Here is a 22,006-nt window from a genome sequence, read left to right as displayed (position 1 = left end):
CCGAATGAAAAGCTGCCTATTCACTGGAATGGGTGGTTAGATAGCCCATTTGCCCTCAATCGTGGACACAGATCTTTACTCTCCATTACGATCTATTTACCGAGAGTTGAGATATCCCGCCGCTGCACGCCGTGACCCACGGCCGCGTCCCACGTTCCGCGACCGCGCTGCCCCGGAGGAGACGGGAAACATGTCTGCCTGCGTCCCCACTCGTCATGACCACTCATCCCGCAGCTCGCGACCTCCCCGTTCATCGGGGATCAAGCGACCTCACAGCCCGCCACCGCCGCATCGCGGCGGACGATTCCGTATCGCGGGCGCCGATGTGTCCGCATCGATCACTGTCTTCCTTCTAGCCATCCCCATGTCGCTCGGCCTGGCCGTCGCCATGGATGCCCCCCTGGAAGCAGGCCTCATCTCCGCCGCAGTCGGCGGAATCGTCGCCGGCCTGCTCGGAGGCACCCCGCTCCAGGTCTCCGGGCCTTCCGCCGGACTGACCGTGGTGACAGCCGAGTTGATCCAGGTCTATGGCTGGCGCACCACCTGCGCGATCACCATCGGCGCCGGTCTGCTGCAGATCCTGCTCGGCTCGCTGCGGGCCGCCCGGAGCGCGCTCGCCGTCAGCCCAGCCATCGTGCACGGCACGCTCGCCGGCATCGGCGTGGCCATCGCGCTCGCCCAACTGCACATCGTGCTGGGCGGTTCACCGGAGAGCTCAGCCGTCTCCAACGCACTCACGCTGCCGGCCCGATTGGCAGAGGTGAGCCCCGCCGCACCGCTGATCGGCGCTCTGACCATCGTGATTCTGGTGCTGTGGCCCCGGATGCCGGGACGGCCCGGCCGCATCATGCGGCGGGTCCCGGCGGCCCTGGTGTCCGTGGCCGTCGCCACTGCCGTGGCAGCCTTCGCGGCACCGTCGATCGCGCGGGTCGACCTGCCGTCATGGCGTTCGCACGCCCTGCCGGAGATGCCACAAGGGCCCGTACTGGGCCTGGCCACAGCAGTGTTCACCATGATGCTGGTGGCAAGCCTGGAATCCCTGCTCGCGGCCGTCGCCGTGGACAAGCTGACGGCCGACCGGAGCAGCGACAGGTCGACCGTACCGGCCGTCGAACGGGGCGGCGGGCACGCGAGCGATCCTCCCGAGCCCGGCTCGGGCCCGGCGACCTCACCCCCCGTCAAACGCTCCGATCTCGACCGGGAACTGCGCGCGCAAGGCATCGCCAACACCGTGTCGGGGCTGTTGGGCGGACTGGCTGTCTCCGGCGGCGCGGTGCGCAGTTCGGCGAATGTACGAGCCGGGGCGACCAGCCGCGCCTCGACCGTGCTGCATGGCGTCTGGGTGCTGCTCGCCACCGGTCTGCTGGTCACCGCACTGGAGTGGATCCCACTGGCCGCCCTCGGCGCGCTCGTCATGGTGGTCGGCATCCAGATGGTGAACTTCGCGCACATCCGTAACGTCCACAGGCACCGGGAATTCCTGGTGTACGGGGCGACGATCACCGGAGTGCTCCTCTTCGGTGTCCTCAAGGGCGTGGCCATCGGGATCGCGGTGGCGGTGGCGGTCGCCCTGCACCGACTGGCGCGGACCAGGATCACCGTGACGCAACAGGACGGCCGGCATCTGGTGGCCGTACGGGGCCAGTTGACGTTCCTGGCGGTACCACGACTCAATCGGACCCTGGGCCAACTGCCCCAGGACGCGGACGTACTCGTCGAGCTGGACGGCTTCTTCATCGACCACGCCGCCTACGAGATGATCCAGGACTGGAGCAATGCCCATGCCGCTCACGGCGGCCGGGTCGTCTTCACCGACAGGTCCGGCGGCCGGATCGCCGAGCCGGCCTCCGCGGCCCACTCCTGCTGCCGCCCCTGGACACCCTGGCGCAACCACCACTGCCACGACCGGCCCGAGCATGTGCCCTTCACTGTCTTCGGCCATGCCCGCCACATCCCCGGCACCACCACCGAGCCCGCCGCATCCGCCACGTCTTGCGAACCCATCACATCCGCCGAGGCCAGCCGGACCACCGAGGCCGCCGAGGCCGCAGACGTCACCGAAACCGCAGGCCGATCCGGAGCCACCGAGCCTGCCGGACGCCCCGCCCCCGACCCCGCCGCTACCCCCGCTGCCGCCGCGCTCGCCCTCTCCGCCACGAGCGCGACGGACGGCTCCGCCCCGCTCCAGCATCCGCCACACCACCTCGCACCACTCCATCTGGCGCCCACTCCCGCCCCACCCCCGACGGACGACATGGACAGCACGAGCAGCACGGACAACACACACAGCTCGGGCGGCACGAGCCACACGAGCGGCGCCGACCTCACCGGCATCGCCCCCGATGGACTCCCCCACGCGGACCCCCAGCAGCCCACCGCCCGTTCAACCGACTACACGCCCGATCACGATGCCGCCCCAGCACGCAAAACGGGCGGACAGCGACTTGTCAGCGGCCTCAGCTCCTTCCAGCGCAATACGGCGCCCCTGGTTCGTGAGGAGCTGGCACGACTGGCCAGGGAGGGTCAGCGCCCCTCGCAGCTGTTCATCACCTGCGCGGACTCCCGTCTGGTGACGAGCATGATCACGGCAAGTGGTCCAGGTGACCTGTTCACGGTACGGAACATCGGGAATCTGGTGCCGCCACCGCACTCCGAGAGAGCTGACGACTCGGTGGGTGCGGCGATCGAGTACGCGGTGGATGTGCTGGGCGTGGAGTCCATCACCATCTGCGGACACTCCGGCTGCGGCGCGATGAACGCCCTGCTCGGCGCGGGGCCCGACACCCCGGACACCCCGCTGTGGCGCTGGCTGCGGCACGGTGTGCCCAGCCTGCGGCGGATGGCCTCCAAACGGCACGCCTGGGCACGGATCTCCGGCCGGCTGCCCGCCGACGAGGTGGAGCAGCTCTGTCTCACCAATGTCGTCCAGCAACTGGACCATCTCCGGGCCCATGGATCGGTGGCGCGACGCCTCGCAGAAGGGACACTCCAGCTGCACGGCATGTACTTCCACGTGGCCGAGGCCCAGTCGTATCTGCTGACCGAGGGCATCGGCGAGGGCCACGGGCTCGACGAGGTCTTCGACCGGGTCGGCCCGACTGCTCCGTACGATCCCTATGAACCGGCCGAGTTGGCGCGTACCGGCGCCTGAACCGGGTACGCCTCGGGTCCGTGAGACCGTGTGGGTCGCGCCTCCGCAGCGCCATGCACCCTGCGCCACCGCATGGCACCCCGGCATTCTGCTCCACCCCGCCGCGGAGGCGGGACCGTGCCTCCATACACGAAACACAGGTCTAAACCAATTCCCGGCAGACACTTGTCACCCGGCCTTTGGCCTGATGAGCTATGCCCCGGGACACAACGGACACCCTGGGAATGGGAGAAGTCGTGAGCAACGAAAGCCTGGCCAACCTGCTCAAAGAGGAGCGGCGGTTCGCACCGCCTGCCGATCTGGCCGCGAACGCCAACGTCACAGCCGAGGCGTACGAGCAGGCCGATGCGGACCGGCTGGGCTTCTGGGCCGAGCAGGCCCGCCGCCTGACTTGGGCCACGGAGCCGACCGAAACGCTCGACTGGAGCAACCCGCCCTTCGCGAAGTGGTTCGCGGACGGCAAGCTCAACGTCGCGTACAACTGCGTGGACCGCCACGTCGAGGCGGGCAACGGCGACCGGGTCGCCATCCACTTCGAGGGCGAGCCCGGCGACAGCCGTGCCATCACCTACGCGGAACTGAAGGACGAGGTCTCCCGCGCCGCCAACGCGCTGACCGAACTCGGTGTCGGCAAGGGCGACCGGGTAGCCGTCTACCTGCCGATGATCCCCGAGGCCGCCGTCGCGATGCTGGCCTGCGCCCGGATCGGCGCCGCCCACTCGGTGGTCTTCGGCGGCTTCTCCGCCGACGCCATCGCCACCCGCATCCAGGACGCGGACGCGAAGGTCGTCATCACCTCCGACGGCGGATATCGCCGCGGCAAGCCCTCCGCGCTCAAGCCCGCGGTCGACGACGCCGTGTCCCGCATCGAGAGCGTCAAGCACGTCCTCGTCGTCCGGCGCACCGGCCAGGACACCGCGTGGACCGAGGGCCGCGACGTGTGGTGGCACGAGATCACCGCACGCCAGTCCACCGAGCACACCCCCGAGGCGTTCGAGGCCGAGCAGCCGCTGTTCATCCTCTACACCTCGGGCACCACCGGGAAGCCGAAGGGCATCCTGCACACCTCCGGCGGCTACCTCACGCAGGCGGCCTACACCCACCACGCGGTCTTCGACCTCAAGCCGGAGACGGATGTCTACTGGTGCACCGCCGACATCGGCTGGGTGACCGGACACTCCTACATCGTCTACGGGCCCCTCGCCAACGGTGCGACGCAGGTGATGTACGAGGGCACGCCCGACACCCCGCACCAGGGGCGCTTCTGGGAGATCGTCCAGAAGTACGGCGTGAGCATCCTCTACACCGCGCCGACCGCGATCCGGACGTTCATGAAGTGGGGAGACGACATCCCCGCCAAGTTCGACCTGAGCAGTCTCCGAGTCCTGGGTTCGGTCGGTGAGCCGATCAACCCCGAGGCCTGGATGTGGTACCGCAAGCACATCGGCGCCGACACCTGCCCCATCGTGGACACCTGGTGGCAGACCGAGACCGGCGCGATGATGATCTCGCCGCTTCCCGGAGTCACGGCCACCAAGCCGGGCAGCGCCCAGCGCGCACTGCCGGGCATCTCCGCGACCGTCGTCGACGACGAGGCCCGCGAGGTCCCGGACGGCGGGGGCGGCTACCTCGTCCTCACCGAGCCGTGGCCCTCCATGCTCCGCACCATCTGGGGCGACGACCAGCGGTTCCTCGACACCTACTGGTCGCGCTTCGAGGGCAAGTACTTCGCGGGCGACGGTGCCAAGAAGGACGAGGACGGCGACATCTGGCTCCTCGGCCGGGTCGACGACGTCATGCTCGTATCCGGGCACAACATCTCGACCACCGAGGTCGAATCGGCACTCGTGTCGCACCCGGCCGTCGCCGAGGCCGCCGTGGTCGGTGCGGCCGACGAGACGACCGGACAGTCCATCGTCGCGTTCGTCATTCTGCGCGGCACGGCGACCGCCTCCGAGGAACTGGTCGCGGAGCTGCGCAACCACGTCGGCACCACGCTCGGCCCGATCGCCAAGCCGAAGCGCGTCCTGCCGGTGGCGGAACTGCCCAAGACCCGCTCCGGCAAGATCATGCGGCGCCTCCTTCGCGACGTCGCCGAGAACAGGGAGCTCGGAGACGTCACCACGCTCACCGACTCCTCCGTCATGGATCTCATCCAGACCCAGCTCCCCTCGTCCGCCTCCGAGGACTGAGCGGCTGAGGACTCAGGGCCACTGAGGACTCAGGGCTACTGAGAACTCAGGGCTACTGAGGGCTGAGTACTGACGACTGAGCGGCTCGGGACCGAGTTCTTCGAAGGGCATCCGGCAGCGCGCCGGATGCCCTTCGGGCATTTAGGGTGAAGATCACCACTGGTGAGAATCACCGCTCACGGCCCCGCACACCCCGCCCCGGGTACAGTGGCAGCTGGTCAAACAACATGACAGGAACAATCTCCAAAGGGTGTGCCGGGAAGTCTGGTCGGCAAGTGCATCAGCCATGCCGTCGCTGCCGTACCGACCCGGAGGTCCTCTCTCGTGGCCGCGCCCAACCCCGCACCCCCCTCCCCCCGCCGCACCTTCCTGGGACGCCAGTCGCTCCCGGAGCGGAATTTCCTCACCGAAGCACTGCGTACCGAGACCGTCGGCGGAGTCATCCTGCTGGTCGCCGCGGTGGCGGCGCTGATCTGGGCGAACACCTTCGGATCGAGCTACACGACGGTCAGCCACTTCCACTTCGGGCCCGAGGCCCTCGGTCTGCACCTTTCCGTGGCGCACTGGGCGGCCGACGGACTGCTCGCGATCTTCTTCTTCGTCGCCGGGGTCGAGCTCAAGCGCGAACTCGTCGCGGGTGAACTGCGCGACCCGAAGGCCGCCGCCCTCCCGGTCGTCGCCGCGCTCTGCGGCATGGCCGTGCCCGCGGTCGTCTACACCCTGGTGACGGTGTTCGGCTCCGGCTCCACCAGCGGCTGGGCCGTCCCCACGGCGACCGACATCGCCTTCGCGCTCGCCGTCCTCGCGGTCATCGGTACCTCGCTGCCGTCGGCACTCCGTGCGTTCCTGCTGACCCTCGCCGTTGTCGACGACCTGTTCGCAATCCTGATCATCGCCGTCTTCTTCACCGAGAACATCAACTTCATCGCGCTCATCGGTGCCTTCGTCGGCCTGGCCGTCTTCTACCTGCTGCTGCGCCTGAACGTGCGGGGCTGGTACGTCTATGTGCCGCTCGCCCTGGTCATCTGGGGGCTGATGTACAACAGCGGCGTCCACGCCACCATCGCCGGTGTCGCGATGGGGCTGATGCTGCGCTGCACCAGGCGCGAAGGGGAGGAGCGCTCCCCCGGTGAACGCGTCGAGCACCTGATCCGCCCGCTGTCGGCAGGTTTCGCCGTACCGCTGTTCGCGCTCTTCTCGGCCGGGGTCTCGCTCTCCGGCGGCGCGGTGGCCGGCGTGTTCACCCGGCCCGAGACGCTCGGTGTCGTACTGGGACTGGTCGTCGGCAAGACGATCGGGATCTTCGGCGGTACGTGGCTCGCCACCCGGTTCACCAGGGCGGAGCTGAACAAGGAGCTGGCCTGGGCCGATGTCTTCGCGGTCGCCTCGCTCGCCGGAATCGGCTTCACCGTCTCGCTGCTGATCGGCGAGCTCGCCTTCACCGACGACGAGATGATCAACGAGATCAAGGCGTCGGTTCTGCTCGGCTCCCTGATCGCCGCCGTACTCTCCGGTGTACTGCTCAAACTCCGGGTACGCAGATACCGGGCGCTCACGGACGCGGAGGAGCTCGACGAGGACGAATCCGGGGTACCGGACGTCTATGAACAGGACGATCCGGAGTACCACCTGCGGATGGCCGCGATCCACGAGAAGAAGGCGGCGGAGCACCGCCGCCTTGCCCAACTGGCGGGGGCAGCGAGCAACAAGCCGGACAGTCCGGCATGATCTGACATCGGATGTACTGAACAGGAGAGGGAGTCAGGCATGAGCGACCCCGGCAATTACGCGGGCAGCGCCGATCGCAGTCTCGGCCAGCTGGTCGCCTCGGCGACGGCCGAACTGTCGGCGCTGGTACACGACGAGATTGCCCTGGCCAAGGCCGAGGTGCGGCAGGACGTCAAGCGCGGCGTCACGGGCAGTGTGGCGTTCATCGTCACGGGTGTGCTGCTCCTGTTCGCGATCCCGGTGCTGAGCTTCGCGGCCGCGTACGGAATCCACAATCTGGGGCTGGGTCTCGCCTGGTCGTTCCTGATCGTGGGCGGCGCGTTCATCCTGCTCGGGATCCTGCTCGCGCTCTTCGGCTACGCCAAGTTCAAAAAGGTCAAGCCGCCGGAGAAGTCCATCGCCTCGGCCAAGCAGACCGCCGCCGTCCTCCAGGGCGTCAAGCCGCATCCCCGTCCGGGCATCGCCGCGAACGTGATCCTTCCGGCGGGCGGCAGCACACTTTCGGACAAGGCCATCGAGAACGGTCCGGTCCAGGACAAGGCGCCGGCTGTGGCACGCTCATCCACATGACGGTCCCCGATTCCAGCGCATTCGGCTCAGTGGGCCCGGACGACCGGGCGGACCACGAAGGGCCGGCCGGCCCCCAGGCAGGCCCGTCCGCCGCACCGCCACCACCGTCCCAGGCGTCAGCGCCCTTCACCGGCCCGCTGGGCCCCGCGGCCGGCTCCGGTGGCCCGGTCCGTCTGGACGGCCCCTGGACGCACCGGGACGTCGCGGCGAACGGCGCCCGCTTCCACATCGCCGAAATGGGCGAAGGGCCCCTCGTCCTGCTCCTGCACGGCTTCCCGCAGTTCTGGTGGACCTGGCGCCACCAGTTGCCCGCCCTCGCGGACGCGGGGTACCGGGCGGTGGCGATGGACCTGCGCGGAGTGGGCGGCAGCGACCGCACGCCCCGGGGGTACGACCCGGCCAACCTGGCGCTGGACATCACCGGCGTGATCCGTTCGCTCGGTGAGCCGGACGCTGCGCTGGTCGGTCACGACATGGGCGGCTACCTCGCCTGGACGGCGGCGGTGATGCGGCCGAAGCTGGTGCGCCGGCTCGTGGTCTCCTCGATGCCGCACCCGAGGCGGTGGCGCTCCTCGATGCTCTCCGACTTCACGCAGTCCCGCGCGGGCTCGTACATCTGGGGCTTCCAGCGGCCGTGGGTTCCTGAGCGTCAGCTCGTGGCGGACGACGCGGCGTTGGTGGGGCGGCTGATCCATGACTGGGCGGGGCCTCGGACCGCGGACTTCCCCGACGACCCGACGGTGGACGTCTACCGGCGTGCCATGTCGATCCCGTCGACGGCGCACTGCTCGGTCGAGCCGTACCGCTGGATGGTGCGCTCGCTGGCCCGTCCCGACGGCATCCAGTTCTACCGGCGTATGAAGCGGCCGGTTCGGGTGCCCACGCTGCACCTCCACGGTTCACTCGATCCGGCGGTACGCACCAGGAGTTCGGCGGGGTCCGGCGAGTACGTCGAGGCACCGTACCGTTGGCGACTTTTCGACGGTCTGGGGCACTTCCCGCACGAGGAGGATCCGGACGGTTTCTCGGCCGAACTCATCAGCTGGCTCAAGGATTCCGAGCCCGACCGCTAGCCGGCGCGCACACCCGTCCTACGAACAGCCACTTGCCTGGCGCATACGCCAATTGGCTGACGGATGGGCGGTTACCGACCATGTGCCACGGGCAGACGTCGAGGTATGGGCTGGACGCACGACTTCAGTGACGCAGCACGCAATCGCCGCTCGACCGCCACGGCGGGTCCGGGCATTCATGAGGGGGGCGGCCACCAGGGCCGGGTGCACGCTATGCATGTCCTGCATGATCCCCGGCTCGGCATTCCGCGCATCCTCCGCCGCAGGGCCCGCTGGGTCTCGGCGCGGCTGCGCCACCCGCGCGGATGACCTGGCAGCCTCCCCGGACCGCATCTCGGCCGCCTCGGACGACCTGCCGGTCCCCCACCACGACACCCTGACGCCGCGATCGCCGAGCCCCGGCCCCTGGCGCATGGTCCCTGGCGCCCGTACTGGGGCCCTGTGCTCCGGCCCTGGGCCCCAGTCCCTGGGCTTCGGCGGGCGTTCACTCTCACGGCCTGGAGCTAGAGCGCGCACGCCTGGCTGTCGACCTGCTGGTTGGCGCTTCGTCCCTGCTCGATGTCCTGACGGATCTCGTCGGCCGTCAGCGCGTAGCCGGTGTTCGGATCGTCGAGCGACTTGGCGAAGACGACGCCGTACACCTTGCCCTCGGGGGTCAGCAGCGGCCCGCCCGAGTTCCCCTGGCGGACCGTCGTGAAGAGTGAGTACACGTCGCGCTGGACGGTGCCCCGGTGGTAGATGTCCGGGCCGTTGGCGTCGATACGGGCACGGACCCGCGCGGACCGTACGTCGTACGAGCCGTTCTCCGGGAAGCCCGCGACGATCGCGCTGTTGCCGGTCGCCGCGTCGTGGTCGGTGTCGGTGAAGCCGAGCGGCTTCGCGTCGAGGTCCGGGACGTCGAGCACGGCGATGTCGCGCCGCCAGTCGTACAGGACGACCTTCGCGTCGTACAGCCGTCCCTGGCCGCCGATCTGGACGGTCGGTTCGTCGACGCCGCCGACGACGTGGGCGTTGGTCATCACCCGGCGGTCGGAGAAGACGAAGCCGGTGCCTTCGAGGACCTTGCCGCAGCTCGGAGCCGTACCGACGACCTTGACGATGGACTTCTTGGCGCGGGCGGCGACCGGGCTGCCGGCCAGTGCCGGGTCCGGCGCCTTGACTTCGGTGATCGGCTCATTGGCGAACGGGCTGAAGACCTGTGGGAAGCCGTTCTGCGCGAGCACCGAGGAGAAGTCCGTGAACCAGGTGGAGGCCTGGGGCGGCATCACCCGGGAAATGCCGAGCAGCACCGAGGAGCTGCGCACCTCCTTGCCCAGCGTCGGCAGCGAGGTGCCGGCCAGCGCGGAGCCGATCAGCCACGAGACCAGCAGCATCGCCACGACGTTGACCAGGGCGCCGCCCGTCGCATCGACGGCGCGCGCCGGCGACCACGTGATGTACCTGCGGAGCTTGTTCCCCAGGTGCGTGGTGAAGGCCTGGCCCACCGAGGCGCACACGATCACGATGACGACCGCGACGACGGCTGCCGTCGACGAGACCTCGGAGCCGTCCGTCACCTGGTCCCACAGGACCGGCAGCAGATAGACGGCGACGAGACCGCCGCCCAGGAACCCGATCACCGACAGGATGCCGACGACGAACCCCTGGCGGTATCCGATGACCGCGAACCACACGGCGCCGGCCAGCAGCAGGATGTCCAGCACGTTCACCGTCTATAGCCTCACAGATTCGTCACCGGGCCCGTACGTCTCTCTCCGGGTCCGGGCGGGAGGCCCGGAGCAGCGGAGCACGGGGAGTCAGCCTGTCATGCGCGCCAGTCGAGCGGCACCTGCTTGGCTCTGTCCCAGGGGCGCTCCCAGCCCGCGAAGTGCAGGATCCGGTCGATCACGCCGGCCGTGAACCCCCATACGAGTGCGGATTCGACCAGAAATGCCGGGCCTTGGTGACCGCTGGGATGGACGGCCGTGGCCCGGTTGGCCGGGTCCGTGAGATCTGCCACGGGGACCGTGAAGACCCGCGCGGTCTCACCGGGATCGACGACTCCGACCGGGCTGGGCGTACGCCACCAGCCGAGGACCGGCGTCACCACGAAGCTGCTCACCGGGATGTAGAGCCGGGGCAGCACACCGAACAGTTGCACGCCGTGCGGATCGAGGCCGGTCTCCTCCTGGGCCTCCCGCAGCGCGGCCCTGAGCGGGCCCGTCGTCGCCTGGTCGCCGTCCTCCGGGTCCAGGGAGCCGCCGGGGAACGAGGGCTGCCCGGGGTGCGAGCGCAGGCTCCCGGCGCGCTCCATCAGGAGCAGCTCGGGCCCGCGCGCACCCTCGCCGAACAGGACGAGGACGGCCGACTGCCGTCCCGCCCCGCTCTCGGGCGGCAGGAAGCGGCTGAGCTGGCGCGGCTCGACGGTGCGCGCGGCGTGGGCGACGGGGTCCAGCCACGCGGGCAGCCCGTCGGTGGTGACGGCGACCGAGGCTTCTCGGCCGGCCCCCGGCACGGACGCGCCGGTGGCCGCCGCGTCCGTGCTGTGTTGATGCGTCTTCATTGGCACCCCTCGTCTCACAACGCCTGTCGTCACGCATTTCGTTCCGCAGCGGCGCCTGCGGTCAGCCGGTACCGAGGGCGGGGGCCGGTGCGCCCGGGTAGTCCGGCGGCGGACTCAGCCGCTGCCCCGGCCGGCCCCCCATCTCGTACTTCAGAAGCTTCCGGGCCTTCTCGGGATCCGTCTCGCCCTCTCCGTACGAAGGGCAGAGCGGGGCGATCGGGCAGGCGCCGCAGGCGGGCTTGCGGGCGTGGCAGATGCGGCGCCCGTGGAAAACGACACGGTGCGAGAGCATCGTCCACTCGCTCTTGGGGAAGATCTCCGCGACCTCCGCCTCGACCTTCACCGGATCCTCCTGGTCGGTCCACTTCCAGCGGCGCACCAGCCGCCCGAAGTGGGTGTCGACAGTGATCCCGGGTACGCCGAACGCGTTCCCCAATACGACGTTGGCGGTCTTGCGGCCGACCCCCGGCAGCGTCACGAGGTCCTCGAGGCGTCCGGGCACCTCGCCGCCGAAGTTGTCCCGGAGGGCCGCGGAGAGGCCCAGCAGCGACTTGGTCTTGGCGCGGAAGAAGCCGGTCGGCCGAATGATCTCTTCCATTTCCTCCGGGACAGCCGCCGCCATGTCCTCGGGGGTGGGGTAGGCGGCGAAGAGCGCGGGGGTGGTCTGGTTGACCCTCAGATCGGTGGTCTGCGCCGAGAGGACCGTGGCGACCAGCAGCTCGAATGCGTTCCGGAAGTCCAGCTCGGGGTGGGCGTAGGGGTACAGCTCGGCGAGCTCACGGTTGATCCGGCGGGCCCTGCGGACCATGGCCAGATGGGATTCCGGCTTGGCGTTGGCCTTGGCCTTGGGCTTGACGTTGGCCTTGGGCTTGACGTTGGCGCTGGTGTTCGGCTTGGGCCTGGGCTTGTTGGTATCGGGCTCCGACTTCGGCTTGGCTGCCGAGTCAGTGCCGTCCTTGGAACCCACCCGTTTCGCCGCTCCCGTCCGTTCCGTCATTCCCGCCCGTTTCATCCGCCCTGCCGGGCTTTTTGTCGCATTTTTCGCTTCCCCTACACCCTGTTCGCCCACAGCAGAATCGCGGCCTTCCGACACCCCATCAACCCCCTTGGCCTGCACTCTCACCGGCCTTCCGGACACTCGACCAGCCTAGAGCCAGCCGCTGACATCCGCCCCGGTCACCGTTGATCCACCCCCAATCGGCCCCCTGCCGTACGTCCCGGCACGCGCGTGCGTCAAACTGGTTTGTGATTGATCGCACTGTTTTACCGTCCGGCATGATGGGGACCACGGTTCCCTGAACAGGCCGACAAGGAGAGAACTCGTGGACGACGTTCTGCGGCGCGCCCCGCTTTTCGCGGCGCTCGATGATGAGCAGGCCGCGGAGCTCCGCGCCTCGATGAGTGAGGTGACCCTCGCACGCGGCGACGCGCTGTTCCACGAGGGTGACCCGGGCGACCGCCTCTATGTGGTCACCGACGGCAAGGTGAAGCTGCACCGCACCTCGCCCGACGGCCGCGAGAACATGCTGGCCGTCCTCGGTCCCGGCGAGCTGATCGGTGAGCTGTCGCTCTTCGACCCGGGCCCGCGCACCGCCACCGCCACCGCGCTGACCGAGGTCAAGCTCCTCGGCCTCGGTCACGGCGACCTGCAGCCCTGGCTGAACGTACGCCCCGAGGTGGCCACCGCCCTGCTGCGCGCCGTCGCACGGCGCCTGCGCAAGACCAACGACCAGATGTCCGACCTGGTCTTCTCGGACGTACCGGGCCGCGTCGCCCGTGCGCTCCTCGACCTGTCGCGCCGCTTCGGCGTCCAGTCCGAGGAAGGCATCCACGTGGTGCACGACCTGACGCAGGAGGAGCTGGCCCAGCTGGTCGGCGCCTCCCGCGAGACGGTCAACAAGGCCCTCGCCGACTTCGCCGGCCGCGGCTGGCTGCGGCTGGAGGCCCGTGCGGTGATCCTGCTCGACGTGGAGCGGCTGGCCAAGCGGTCCCGCTGACCCGTCGAACCACGGCGCACGAGGGGCCCCGCCGATCCGGCGGGGCCCCTCGCCGCGTTCATACCAAGCCGTGCCCGGATATCAGTTCGGGCCGCGCTCAGATCAGCCGACGCCCAGAGCAGACCGTGCTCAGATCCGCCGGCGCCCAGATCAGACCCTGCTCAGATCAGCCGGTGCTCAGATCAGACCGTGCTCCTCCAGGTACTCCAGCTGAGCCAGCACCGAGAGCTCCGCCGCCGGCCACAGTGACGGGTCCACGTCCGCGTACACGTGCGCCACCACCTCCGCCGACGTCCGGTACCCGGCCTCCACGGCCGTCTCCACCTGCGCCAGCCGGTTCGCGCGGTGAGCCAGGTAGAACTCGACCGCGCCCTGGGCGTCGTCCAGCACCGGACCGTGCCCCGGCAGCACCGTGTGCACCCCGTCGTCGACCGTCAGCGAGCGCAGCCGCCGCAACGAGTCGAGGTAGTCGCCGAGACGCCCGTCGGGGTGCGCCACCAGCGTCGTCCCCCGGCCGAGGATCGTGTCCCCCGTCAGCACGGCGCGGTCGGCGGGCAGATGGAACGAGAGCGAATCGCCGGTGTGGCCCGGGGTCGGCACCACGTACATCTCCAGCCCGCCGGTCGTGATCACGTCGCCCGTGCCCAGGCCCTCGTCACCGAGCCGCAGCCCGGGGTCGAGCGCGCGCACCTTCGTACGGGTCAGCTCGGCGAACCGGGCCGCGCCCTCCGCGTGGTCGGGGTGGCCGTGGGTGAGGAGCGTGAGCGCGATCCGGCGGCCCGCCCGCTCGGCGGTGTCGATGACGGCCCGAAGGTGGCCGTCGTCCAGGGGCCCCGGGTCGATGACCACCGCGAGGTCCGAGTCGGGCTCGGCGATGATCCAGGTGTTGGTGCCGTCCAGCGTCATCGGCGACGCGTTGGGCGCGAGGACGTTCACCGCTCGGGCTGTGGCGGGGCCGGAGACCACCGCGCCGCGTGGCTGTCCGGGCAGCGCTGCCGCGTCGCTCATGCCGCCCCACCGCCCGTGGTGCCCGTGGTGCCCGTGGTGCCCGTGGTGCCCGGGGCGTCCGGGGCGTCCGTAGTGCCCGTGGTGGCCGCCGGGATGTGCTTGGTGAACTCCTCGTGCCCCGGCCAGCTCAGCACCAGCTCGTCGCCCTCCAGGCGCGCCTGTGCGAGTACGGGGGCGAGGTCCTGGGCAGATGCCGCCTCCAGTGCCTGCGCGGCGGTGGCGTGGGCCCTGAGCCCGCGCAGCGTCGAAACCGTCGGCGGCATCATCAGCAGCTCGCCGCGGTCGTAGCCGTCGGCCGCCTCCCCCGGGCCGATCCACACCGTGCGGTCGGCCTCCGTGGAGGCGTTACGGGTGCGCTGACCGGCCGGGAGCGCGGCCACGAAGAACCAGGTGTCGTAGCGGCGCGGTTCGAACTCCGGAGTGATCCAGCGCGCCCACGCGCCGAGCAGGTCCGAGCGCAGGACCAGCCCGCGGCGCTCAAGGAACTCGGCGAACGACAGCTCTCGCGCGACCAGGGCCTTGCGATCGGCCTCCCAGTCCGCTCCGGTGGTGTCCGTGACGACGGTGTCCGCGGTCGGGCCCGCGAGCAGCACGCCGGCCTCCTCGTACGTCTCGCGGACCGCCGCGCAGACGATCGCCTGCGCCTCGGCGGGTGTGGTGACACCGAGCCGCCGCGCCCAGCTCTCCAGCGCGGGTCCGGCCCAGCCGACGAGCCGGTCGTCGTCGCGCGGGTCGACCCCGCCACCCGGATAGGCGTACGCCCCTCCGGCAAAGGCCATCGAGGTGCGCCGGCGCAGCATATGGACTGTGGGACCGCCCCCGGTACCCGCGGCGGCGTCCCGGAGCAGCATCACGGTGGCGGCCCGCCGGGGGGTCGCGGCCGTCAGTTCGCCGGTGGCGAGGGCCCGGATCCGGTCGGGCCATTCCGGTGGGTACCACTGACCATTGGACATGGCCGGAGGCTATCCGGAACCGCGAGGATGTTCGAGGGGGGCGGGGATCCGTACATGCCCAGGACACAGCCGTACATGCCCAGGACACAGAAGATCCCGCCCGGTCGTCGTGACCGGACGGGATCGGAAGAGGCCGGCGGCAGGCGGGCGGCTCAGGCCCCGGTCAGCTCGACCTGGATCTCGACCTCGACCGGTGCGTCCAGCGGCAGCACCGCGACGCCCACCGCGCTGCGCGCGTGCACGCCCTTGTCACCGAGCACCGCGCCCAGCAATTCGCTCGCACCGTTGATCACGGCGGGCTGGCCGGTGAAGTCGGTGGCCGAGGCGACGAAGCCGACGACCTTCACGACGCGCGCGATCCGGTCCAGGTCGCCCGCGACCGACTTCACCGCGGCGAGCGCGTTGAGGGCGCAGGTCTTCGCCAGCTCCTTGGCCTCGTCGGGCGTGACCTCGGCGCCGACCTTGCCGGTGACGGCGAGCTGGCCGTCCACCATCGGCAGCTGGCCCGAGGTGTACACGTACACCCCGGACTGCACGGCCGGCTGGTACGAGGCCAGCGGCGGCACGACGCCCGGCAGGGGCAGCCCGAGCTCGGCGAGCTTCGCCTCGACGGCGCCCGCCACTACTGCTTCTCCCGCTTCAGGTAGGCCACGAGCTGCTCGGGGTTGTTCGGGCCGGGAACGACCTGGACCAGCTCCCAGCCGTCCTCGCCCCAGGTGTCCAGAATCTGCTTGGTCGCGTGCACGAGAAGGGGCACGGTCGCGTATTCCCACTTGGTCATGGCCCGACTGTAATGCCTGCGCAATCCACGGGACGCGCAGCCTCGTGCGTAGCCTGCGGTACGACTGGTTAGGCTCGAATACGTGAGCAGGTTCCAGGTCGTCAGCGGCAAGGGCGGTACCGGTAAGACCACGGTCGCCGCCGCCCTCGCGCTCGCCCTCGCGACCGAGGGCAGGCGCACCCTCCTCGTCGAGGTCGAGGGCAGACAGGGCATCGCCCAGCTTTTCGAGGCGGACTCCCTCCCCTACGAGGAGCGCAAGATCGCCGTCGCACCGGGCGGCGGGGAGGTGTACGCCCTCGCGATCGACGCCGAGCGCGCGCTCCTCGACTACCTCCAGATGTTCTACAAGCTCGGCAGCGCCGGCCGGGCGCTCAAGAAGCTCGGCGCGATCGACTTCGCCACGACGATCGCGCCCGGCGTCCGGGACGTCCTGCTGACCGGCAAGGCGTGCGAGGCGGTGCGCCGCAAGGACAAGCAGAACCGGTTCGTCTACGACTACGTGATCATGGACGCCCCGCCGACCGGCCGCATCACCCGCTTCCTCAACGTGAACGACGAGGTGGCGGGGCTGGCCCGGATAGGCCCGATACACAATCAGGCCCAGGCCGTGATGCGGGTACTGAAGTCCCCGGAGACCGCGGTCCATCTGGTGACCCTGCTGGAGGAGATGCCGGTCCAGGAGACCGCGGACGGCATCGCCGAGCTCCGGGCGGCCGAGCTGCCGGTGGGCCGGGTCATCGTGAACATGGTGCGCCCGCACCTGCTGGACGAGGACGCGCTGCGCACCGCCGCGGGCGGCCGCCGCAAGGAGATCGCCAAGACGCTGACCCGGGCGGGCGTGACCGGCTCCGCAGGCCTCGTGCGCCCCCTGCTCGCGCAGGGCGCCGAGCACGCCCAGCGGGTCGAGCTGGAACGTGAACAGCGCGCCGTACTGGCGGGCCTCGGACTGCCGGGCTACGAACTCCCGCTCATCGGCGAGGGTGTGGACCCGGCCGGACTGTACGAGCTGGCCACGGAGCTCCGTAAGCAGGGCGTGGGCGAAGGGGCGACGGGAGAAGCTACGGGACAAGGGGTGGGTTCATGACATCGGACAGGAACCAGTCCACGGGCAAGGGCAAGGCCACAGCTACGTCCACGTCCACGTCCACGTCCACGTCCACGTCCAGAACCAGGGCCACGAACCGCGCGGCCGGCACGGGCAGAAACACCGACGCGGACGCAACGACCGGGCCGGACGCAACGACGACCGGGCCGAAGGGAATGACCGGGCCGGACGGGAACGCGCGGACGGCCGCGACGGCAAGCGCCCCCGCCCCGGCGGCTGCCCCTGCCGCTGCCCCCGCCCTGGACACCGACGCCCTCCTCGACGACCCGGACATCCGGATCATCGTGTGCTGCGGTTCGGGCGGAGTGGGCAAGACCACGACCGCCGCGGCGCTCGGGGTGCGTGCGGCCGAACGCGGCCGCAAGGTCGTCGTCCTCACCATCGACCCGGCCCGCCGGCTCGCCCAGTCCATGGGGATCGACTCGCTGGACAACGTCCCCCGCCGGGTCAAGGGCATCGAGACGCGAGGCTCCGGCGAGTTGCACGCCATGATGCTCGACATGAAGCGGACCTTCGACGAGATCGTCGAGGCGCACGCGGACGGCGAGCGGGCCCGCGCGATCCTGGAGAACCCCTTCTACCAGTCCCTGTCGGCCGGCTTCGCGGGCACGCAGGAGTACATGGCGATGGAGAAGCTCGGCCAGCTCCGGGGGCGCGACGAGTGGGACCTGATCGTCGTCGACACCCCGCCCTCGCGTTCCGCGCTCGATTTCCTGGACGCGCCGAAGCGGCTCGGCTCGTTCCTGGACGGGAAGTTCATCAAGCTGCTGATGGCCCCGGCGAAGATGGGCGGCCGGGCGGGGATGAAGTTCCTCAATGTGGGCATGTCGATGATGACCGGAACGCTCGGGAAGCTGCTCGGTGGCCAGTTCCTGAGGGACGTACAGACCTTCGTCGCTGCGATGGACACGATGTTCGGCGGGTTCCGTACCCGCGCCGATGCCACGTTCAAGCTGCTTCAGGCACCCGGCACGGCATTCCTCGTCGTCGCGACGCCGGAGCGGGACGCGCTCCGCGAAGCGGCGTACTTCGTGGAGCGGCTGGCCGCGGAGGACATGCCGCTGGCGGGGCTGGTCCTCAACCGGGTCCACGGGAGCGAGGCCGCCCGGCTCTCGGCCGGGCAGGCGCTGGATGCCGCAGAAAATCTTGATGCAGCCGGCATTGTGGATCAGAGGGCCGGGAAGGCTGGACTTCGTGAGCCCGCCGACTCCCCCGCGGCCGGGACCGCACAGCCCACGGACACATCTGGAGCCGCCACCCCCGACCTGTCCGAGCATGCCTCGGAGTACGAGCCCACCGACGCGGACGCAGATGCCTCCGCTCTGCCCGCTGTCGGCCCTGTCTCAGCCGACTCGACTGCTTCGACCGCCTCGGCCGACTCAGGCGCCCCGGCGGACTCCGCTGTCTCCATCGAGCAGCTGACTGCCGGTCTGCTGCATCTGCACGCCGAAAGGATGCAGGTGGTCGCGCGCGAACAGCACACCCGCGACCGTTTCACCGCGCTGCATCCCGAGGTGGCCGTAACGGCGGTGGCCGCGCTGCCCGGAGATGTCCATGATCTCGCGGGGCTGCGGGCCATCGGCGACCGGCTCGCGACCGGTTCAGCTCCGGCCGGAGCAGCGTAGACACCCCATAGCCCGAGCCGTAGCCCGAGCAGGCATCAGCACAGGTCAGCGCGCATCAGCATCCGTAAGGGGTCAGAACCCACGCGTGTGGATCAGAACCCACCCGTGCACGTGAGGCCCCACCCGCACCATGCGGTCCGTCCGTCCCCCGGGCCGGACCGGTCGCCCATCGCCCAGGTCACCCCACGGCGGCGAGCGTCTCGTGCAGTTCGTCGTCCTCCAGCCCGATCGCCACGGGCAGGATGCCCGTGGACCGCTCGTACTCGCTGCGTGCGGTCTCCAGCAGCCGGCGCCAGGACGTGACGGTCGGTCGCCTGCGCAGCAGTGCGCGGCGCTCCCGTTCGGTCATCCCACCCCACACGCCGAACTCGACGCGATTGTCCAGCGCATCGGCCAGGCACTCGGTCCGCACCGGACATCCGGTGCACACCGCCTTGGCCCTGTTCTGCGCTGCCCCTTGTACGAACAGTTCATCCGGATCGGTAGTGCGGCAGGCTGCCTGCGCACTCCAGTCGGTTACCCAGCCCATCCCGGCGCCGTCCTCTCCCGAATCGAGGCTCCCCCACGGCGACAGCGGCATATTCACCGCTGCCAGTTGAGGACGTTACGGAAGGTGGCGACAGCACAACACCCCCTTCGGGCCCAATCTTGAATGGCCCGAACGGACTATGCGTATGCGGCAGATCACCCAGGGGAGTGAGGTGAGGACATCCGCGACTATCCCGAGAGAATCGGGACAGACCATCTGAGACACAACGGACGTTCGATGACACACGAGGCGATTTCGGGAGCGCCTTAATCGTGGTCGGGTCATGCACAGGGTCATGCAGGGGGGTTGATACAAAACCGGACTGCTGTGACAGTTGAGAGCAGCTTAGGCCAAGGCATATACGTGTGTCCGGCGAATGAGAACGTAGGCTGCCCCCATGCCAAAGAAGCGCTCGGGCGGGGGTCTCACGACGACCCAGCAGGCCGCCAAGTTCCTCGGTGTCGCCGCACTCTCCGGAGTGGTCCTGGCGGGCATCGCGCTGCCGGCCGCCGGAGCACTGGGTCTCGCCGCCAAGGGGACGGTCGACGGATTCGACGAGATCCCGGCCAATCTGAAGACTCCGCCGCTGATGCAGCGAACCACGATCCTGGACAACCAGGGCGGCCAGATCGCGACGGTCTACTCGCGCGACCGCACGGTGGTGCCGCTGAAGGACATCTCGCCGTACATGCAGAAGGCGATCATCGCGATCGAGGACTCCCGCTTCTACGAGCACGGCGCGGTCGACCTCAAGGGCATCCTGCGCGCGATGAACCGCAACGTTCAGTCGGGCGGGACCGCGCAGGGCGCGTCGACCCTCACCCAGCAGTACGTGAAGAACGTCTTCGTCGAGGAGGCGGGCGACGACCCGGCCAAGGTCGCCGAGGCCACCCAGCAGACGCTCGGCCGCAAGGTCCAGGAGCTGAAGTACGCGATCCAGGTCGAGGAAGAGCTCGGCAAGAAGAAGATCCTGGAGAACTACCTCAACATCACCTTCTTCGGCCAGCAGGCCTACGGGGTCGAGGCGGCCTCGCAGCGCTACTTCTCGAAGCCGGCGAAGGACCTGAAGGTGGAGGAGGCGGCGCTGCTGGCCGGCATCGTGCAGTCGCCCAGCCGCTACGACCCCGTCAACGACACGGAGGAGGCGACCAAGCGTCGCAACACCGTGCTCCAGCGGATGGCGGATGTCGGGGACATCTCGAAGGCCGAGGCCGCCAAGGCCGAGGCGACGCCGATCAAGCTGAAGGTCAAGCGGCCGCAGAACGGCTGCATCACCGCCGTCAGCGGCTCGGGCTTCTTCTGTGACTACGTACGGCAGATCGTCACGGGCGACCCCGCCTTCGGCAAGACGGCGAAGGACCGCGCCAAGCTCTGGGCAACCGGCGGCCTCACGATCAAGACGACCCTGGACCCGCGCTCGCAGGCCGCCTCCAACGAGGCCGCCACCTCCCGCGTGAACAAGGACGACAAGATCGCCGACGCCGTCGTCCAGGTGAAGCCGGGCACGGGTCAGATCACGGCGATGGCCCAGTCCCGCCCGTACGGGCTGGATCAGTCCAAGCACCAGACCGTGCTGAACCTGAACGTCGACCACAAGATGGGCGGCAGCTACGCCGGCTTCCAGGTGGGGTCGACCTTCAAGCCGATCACCGCGGCGGCGGCACTGGAGAAGGGGATCAGTCCGGCGCAGGACTTCACCTCGGACCACCAGATCTCGCTGCCCGGCGAGAGCTTCCGCACCTGTGACAACCGGCCTGCGGACAACCGGCCGTGGGAGGTGTCGAACGAGCTGGAGTCGGAGAAGGGCACGTTCGACATGACCAGCGCGCTGGGCAAGTCGATCAACACCTACTTCGCGAAGCTGGAGCAGAAGGCGGGCCTCTGCGAGACCCTTTCCATGGCGGACAAGGTCGGCTACATCCGCGGCAACAACAAGCCGCTGCAGCCGGTCGCCTCCACCACCCTCGGTGGCCAGGAGTCGACACCGCTGGCGATGGCCTCGGTGTACGCGACCTTCGCCAACCGCGGCAAGTACTGCTCCCCGATCGCGATCCTCTCGGTGACCAGCCCGACCGGCAAGCAGCTCGACGTACCGAAGTCGAAGTGCACGCAGGCCATGAGCGAGCACACCGCTGACACCATCAACCAGATGCTCAAGGGCGTCGTGGCGGACGGAACCGGCCAGCAGGCCGGCCTCAGCGACCGTGACAACGCGGGCAAGACCGGTACCACCGACGAGCGCAAGAACGCCTGGTTCGTCGGCTACACGCCGAACCTGTCCACGGCGGTGTGGGTCGGCAGCGACGGTGCCAGGCAGCTCCCGATGAGCAACATCACCATCGGCGGCCAGTACTACGACGAGGTCTGCGGTGGCTGTCTGCCCGGTCCGATCTGGAAGACGGCGATGACCGGCTCCCTGAACGCCTCCGAGACCCCGGCCTTCAACGCGGTCGACGTACCGCGGGCGAAGCCGAAGGAAGACAAGGGAAAGAACAAGGACAGGGACAAGAACAAGCCGGGCCAGGACGACAACAAGCCCGGCGGCGACGACCCCTTCCCCGGCATCAGCATTCCGCCGGACCTCCTCGGCGGCAACAACGGCCACGGCCGCGGCCAGGGCAACGGCGGGACGCAAGGCCCCTGACCTTGTCCGTCTCAGTGCCAGTGCCAGTGCCACGGCGGTAGTCGTCACGGCGCACATGAAGGTGGGGCGCCCCCGAGCCGGGGGCGCCCCACCTTCATGTCCAGAACA

The 22,006-nt window shown here is 69.5% G+C and carries 18 protein-coding genes; 10 read left to right on the top strand and 8 right to left on the bottom strand.

The window, feature by feature from the left end; translation table 11 throughout:
* Positions 1 to 190 precede the first annotated feature (190 nt).
* The 6 genes from EDD93_RS12245 (at position 191) to EDD93_RS40165 (ending at position 9,023) form a co-directional block, all read left to right on the top strand.
* Positions 191 to 3,151, top strand: a complete 2,961-nt coding sequence (locus EDD93_RS12245; RefSeq protein ID WP_123525186.1) for a bifunctional SulP family inorganic anion transporter/carbonic anhydrase — start codon at positions 191 to 193, stop codon at positions 3,149 to 3,151.
* Between the two features lie 194 nt (positions 3,152 to 3,345).
* Positions 3,346 to 5,343 carry an acetate--CoA ligase gene (gene acs, locus EDD93_RS12240; RefSeq protein WP_123525185.1) on the top strand — a complete coding sequence of 666 codons (1,998 nt, stop codon included), beginning with the start codon at positions 3,346 to 3,348 and terminating at the stop codon, positions 5,341 to 5,343.
* 324 nt (positions 5,344 to 5,667) lie between these two features.
* Complete coding sequence (nhaA, locus tag EDD93_RS12235) at positions 5,668 to 7,071, top strand: Na+/H+ antiporter NhaA (protein WP_123525184.1); 1,404 nt, start codon at positions 5,668 to 5,670, stop codon at positions 7,069 to 7,071.
* Positions 7,072 to 7,110: 39 nt separating this feature from the next.
* Complete coding sequence (locus EDD93_RS12230; RefSeq protein WP_123525183.1) at positions 7,111 to 7,641, top strand: phage holin family protein; 531 nt, start codon at positions 7,111 to 7,113, stop codon at positions 7,639 to 7,641.
* Positions 7,638 to 8,714, top strand: coding sequence for an alpha/beta fold hydrolase (locus EDD93_RS12225; RefSeq protein ID WP_185092288.1), 1,077 nt, complete (start codon positions 7,638 to 7,640; stop codon positions 8,712 to 8,714). The genes EDD93_RS12230 and EDD93_RS12225 overlap by 4 nt, the downstream gene beginning before the upstream one ends.
* Positions 8,715 to 8,819: 105 nt before the next feature.
* Positions 8,820 to 9,023, top strand: a complete 204-nt coding sequence (locus tag EDD93_RS40165; protein WP_123525182.1) for a hypothetical protein — start codon at positions 8,820 to 8,822, stop codon at positions 9,021 to 9,023.
* Between the two features lie 194 nt (positions 9,024 to 9,217).
* Here the strand turns inward: EDD93_RS40165 and EDD93_RS12215 are convergent, their stop codons facing one another.
* From EDD93_RS12215 to nth, 3 genes are all read right to left on the bottom strand, one after another.
* The gene (locus EDD93_RS12215) at positions 9,218 to 10,423 is read right to left on the bottom strand and encodes a MarP family serine protease (protein ID WP_123525181.1); all 1,206 of its coding nucleotides are present in this window, start codon (positions 10,421 to 10,423) and stop codon (positions 9,218 to 9,220) included.
* 95 nt (positions 10,424 to 10,518) lie between these two features.
* Positions 10,519 to 11,256 (bottom strand): CoA pyrophosphatase, encoded by a 738-nt coding sequence (locus tag EDD93_RS12210; RefSeq protein ID WP_123525180.1) that lies wholly within the window; start codon positions 11,254 to 11,256, stop codon positions 10,519 to 10,521.
* 61 nt (positions 11,257 to 11,317) lie between these two features.
* Positions 11,318 to 12,253: an endonuclease III gene (gene nth, locus EDD93_RS12205; protein ID WP_260255700.1), complete on the bottom strand. Its 936-nt coding sequence runs from the start codon at positions 12,251 to 12,253 to the stop codon at positions 11,318 to 11,320.
* Positions 12,254 to 12,578: 325 nt separating this feature from the next.
* Here nth and EDD93_RS12200 point away from each other — a divergent pair, with 325 nt between their 5' ends.
* On the top strand, positions 12,579 to 13,253 hold the full coding sequence (locus tag EDD93_RS12200; RefSeq protein ID WP_024490688.1) for a Crp/Fnr family transcriptional regulator: 675 nt from the start codon (positions 12,579 to 12,581) through the stop codon (positions 13,251 to 13,253).
* Positions 13,254 to 13,430: 177 nt separating this feature from the next.
* Here the strand turns inward: EDD93_RS12200 and EDD93_RS12195 are convergent, their stop codons facing one another.
* From EDD93_RS12195 to EDD93_RS12180, 4 genes are all read right to left on the bottom strand, one after another.
* On the bottom strand, positions 13,431 to 14,261 hold the full coding sequence (locus tag EDD93_RS12195) for an MBL fold metallo-hydrolase (RefSeq protein ID WP_123525179.1): 831 nt from the start codon (positions 14,259 to 14,261) through the stop codon (positions 13,431 to 13,433).
* Positions 14,258 to 15,214 carry an NUDIX hydrolase gene (locus EDD93_RS12190; protein WP_260255699.1) on the bottom strand — a complete coding sequence of 319 codons (957 nt, stop codon included), beginning with the start codon at positions 15,212 to 15,214 and terminating at the stop codon, positions 14,258 to 14,260. Before EDD93_RS12190 ends, EDD93_RS12195 begins: the two co-directional genes overlap by 4 nt.
* A 152-nt stretch (positions 15,215 to 15,366) precedes the next feature.
* A complete protein-coding gene (locus EDD93_RS12185) occupies positions 15,367 to 15,837 on the bottom strand; it encodes a RidA family protein (protein WP_123525178.1) in 471 nt (156 codons plus the stop codon).
* Positions 15,837 to 15,995 carry a DUF4177 domain-containing protein gene (locus tag EDD93_RS12180; RefSeq protein ID WP_003991873.1) on the bottom strand — a complete coding sequence of 53 codons (159 nt, stop codon included), beginning with the start codon at positions 15,993 to 15,995 and terminating at the stop codon, positions 15,837 to 15,839. The genes EDD93_RS12185 and EDD93_RS12180 overlap by 1 nt, the downstream gene beginning before the upstream one ends.
* A gap of 82 nt (positions 15,996 to 16,077) precedes the next feature.
* On the opposite strand from EDD93_RS12180, the gene EDD93_RS12175 reads away from it, so the two are divergent.
* Together EDD93_RS12175 and EDD93_RS12165 are read left to right on the top strand one after the other, a co-directional pair.
* On the top strand, positions 16,078 to 17,079 hold the full coding sequence (locus tag EDD93_RS12175) for an ArsA-related P-loop ATPase (protein ID WP_123525177.1): 1,002 nt from the start codon (positions 16,078 to 16,080) through the stop codon (positions 17,077 to 17,079).
* Positions 17,080 to 17,255: 176 nt separating this feature from the next.
* A complete protein-coding gene (locus EDD93_RS12165) occupies positions 17,256 to 18,725 on the top strand; it encodes an ArsA family ATPase (protein WP_398905039.1) in 1,470 nt (489 codons plus the stop codon).
* Between the two features lie 178 nt (positions 18,726 to 18,903).
* On the opposite strand, the gene EDD93_RS12160 is transcribed toward EDD93_RS12165, so the two are convergent.
* The gene (locus EDD93_RS12160; protein ID WP_185092287.1) at positions 18,904 to 19,254 is read right to left on the bottom strand and encodes a WhiB family transcriptional regulator; all 351 of its coding nucleotides are present in this window, start codon (positions 19,252 to 19,254) and stop codon (positions 18,904 to 18,906) included.
* Positions 19,255 to 19,651: 397 nt separating this feature from the next.
* Between EDD93_RS12160 and EDD93_RS12150 the strand changes: the two genes are divergently transcribed.
* Positions 19,652 to 21,898: a transglycosylase domain-containing protein gene (locus EDD93_RS12150; RefSeq protein WP_123525174.1), complete on the top strand. Its 2,247-nt coding sequence runs from the start codon at positions 19,652 to 19,654 to the stop codon at positions 21,896 to 21,898.
* Positions 21,899 to 22,006: the final 108 nt, after the last annotated feature.

It is taken from the genome of Streptomyces sp. 840.1, from assembly GCF_003751445.1.
In the GTDB taxonomy this organism is placed as follows: domain Bacteria; phylum Actinomycetota; class Actinomycetes; order Streptomycetales; family Streptomycetaceae; genus Streptomyces.
The sequence above is the reverse complement of the archived record's forward strand: the minus strand, read 5'-3'. Positions and strand labels throughout refer to the sequence as shown.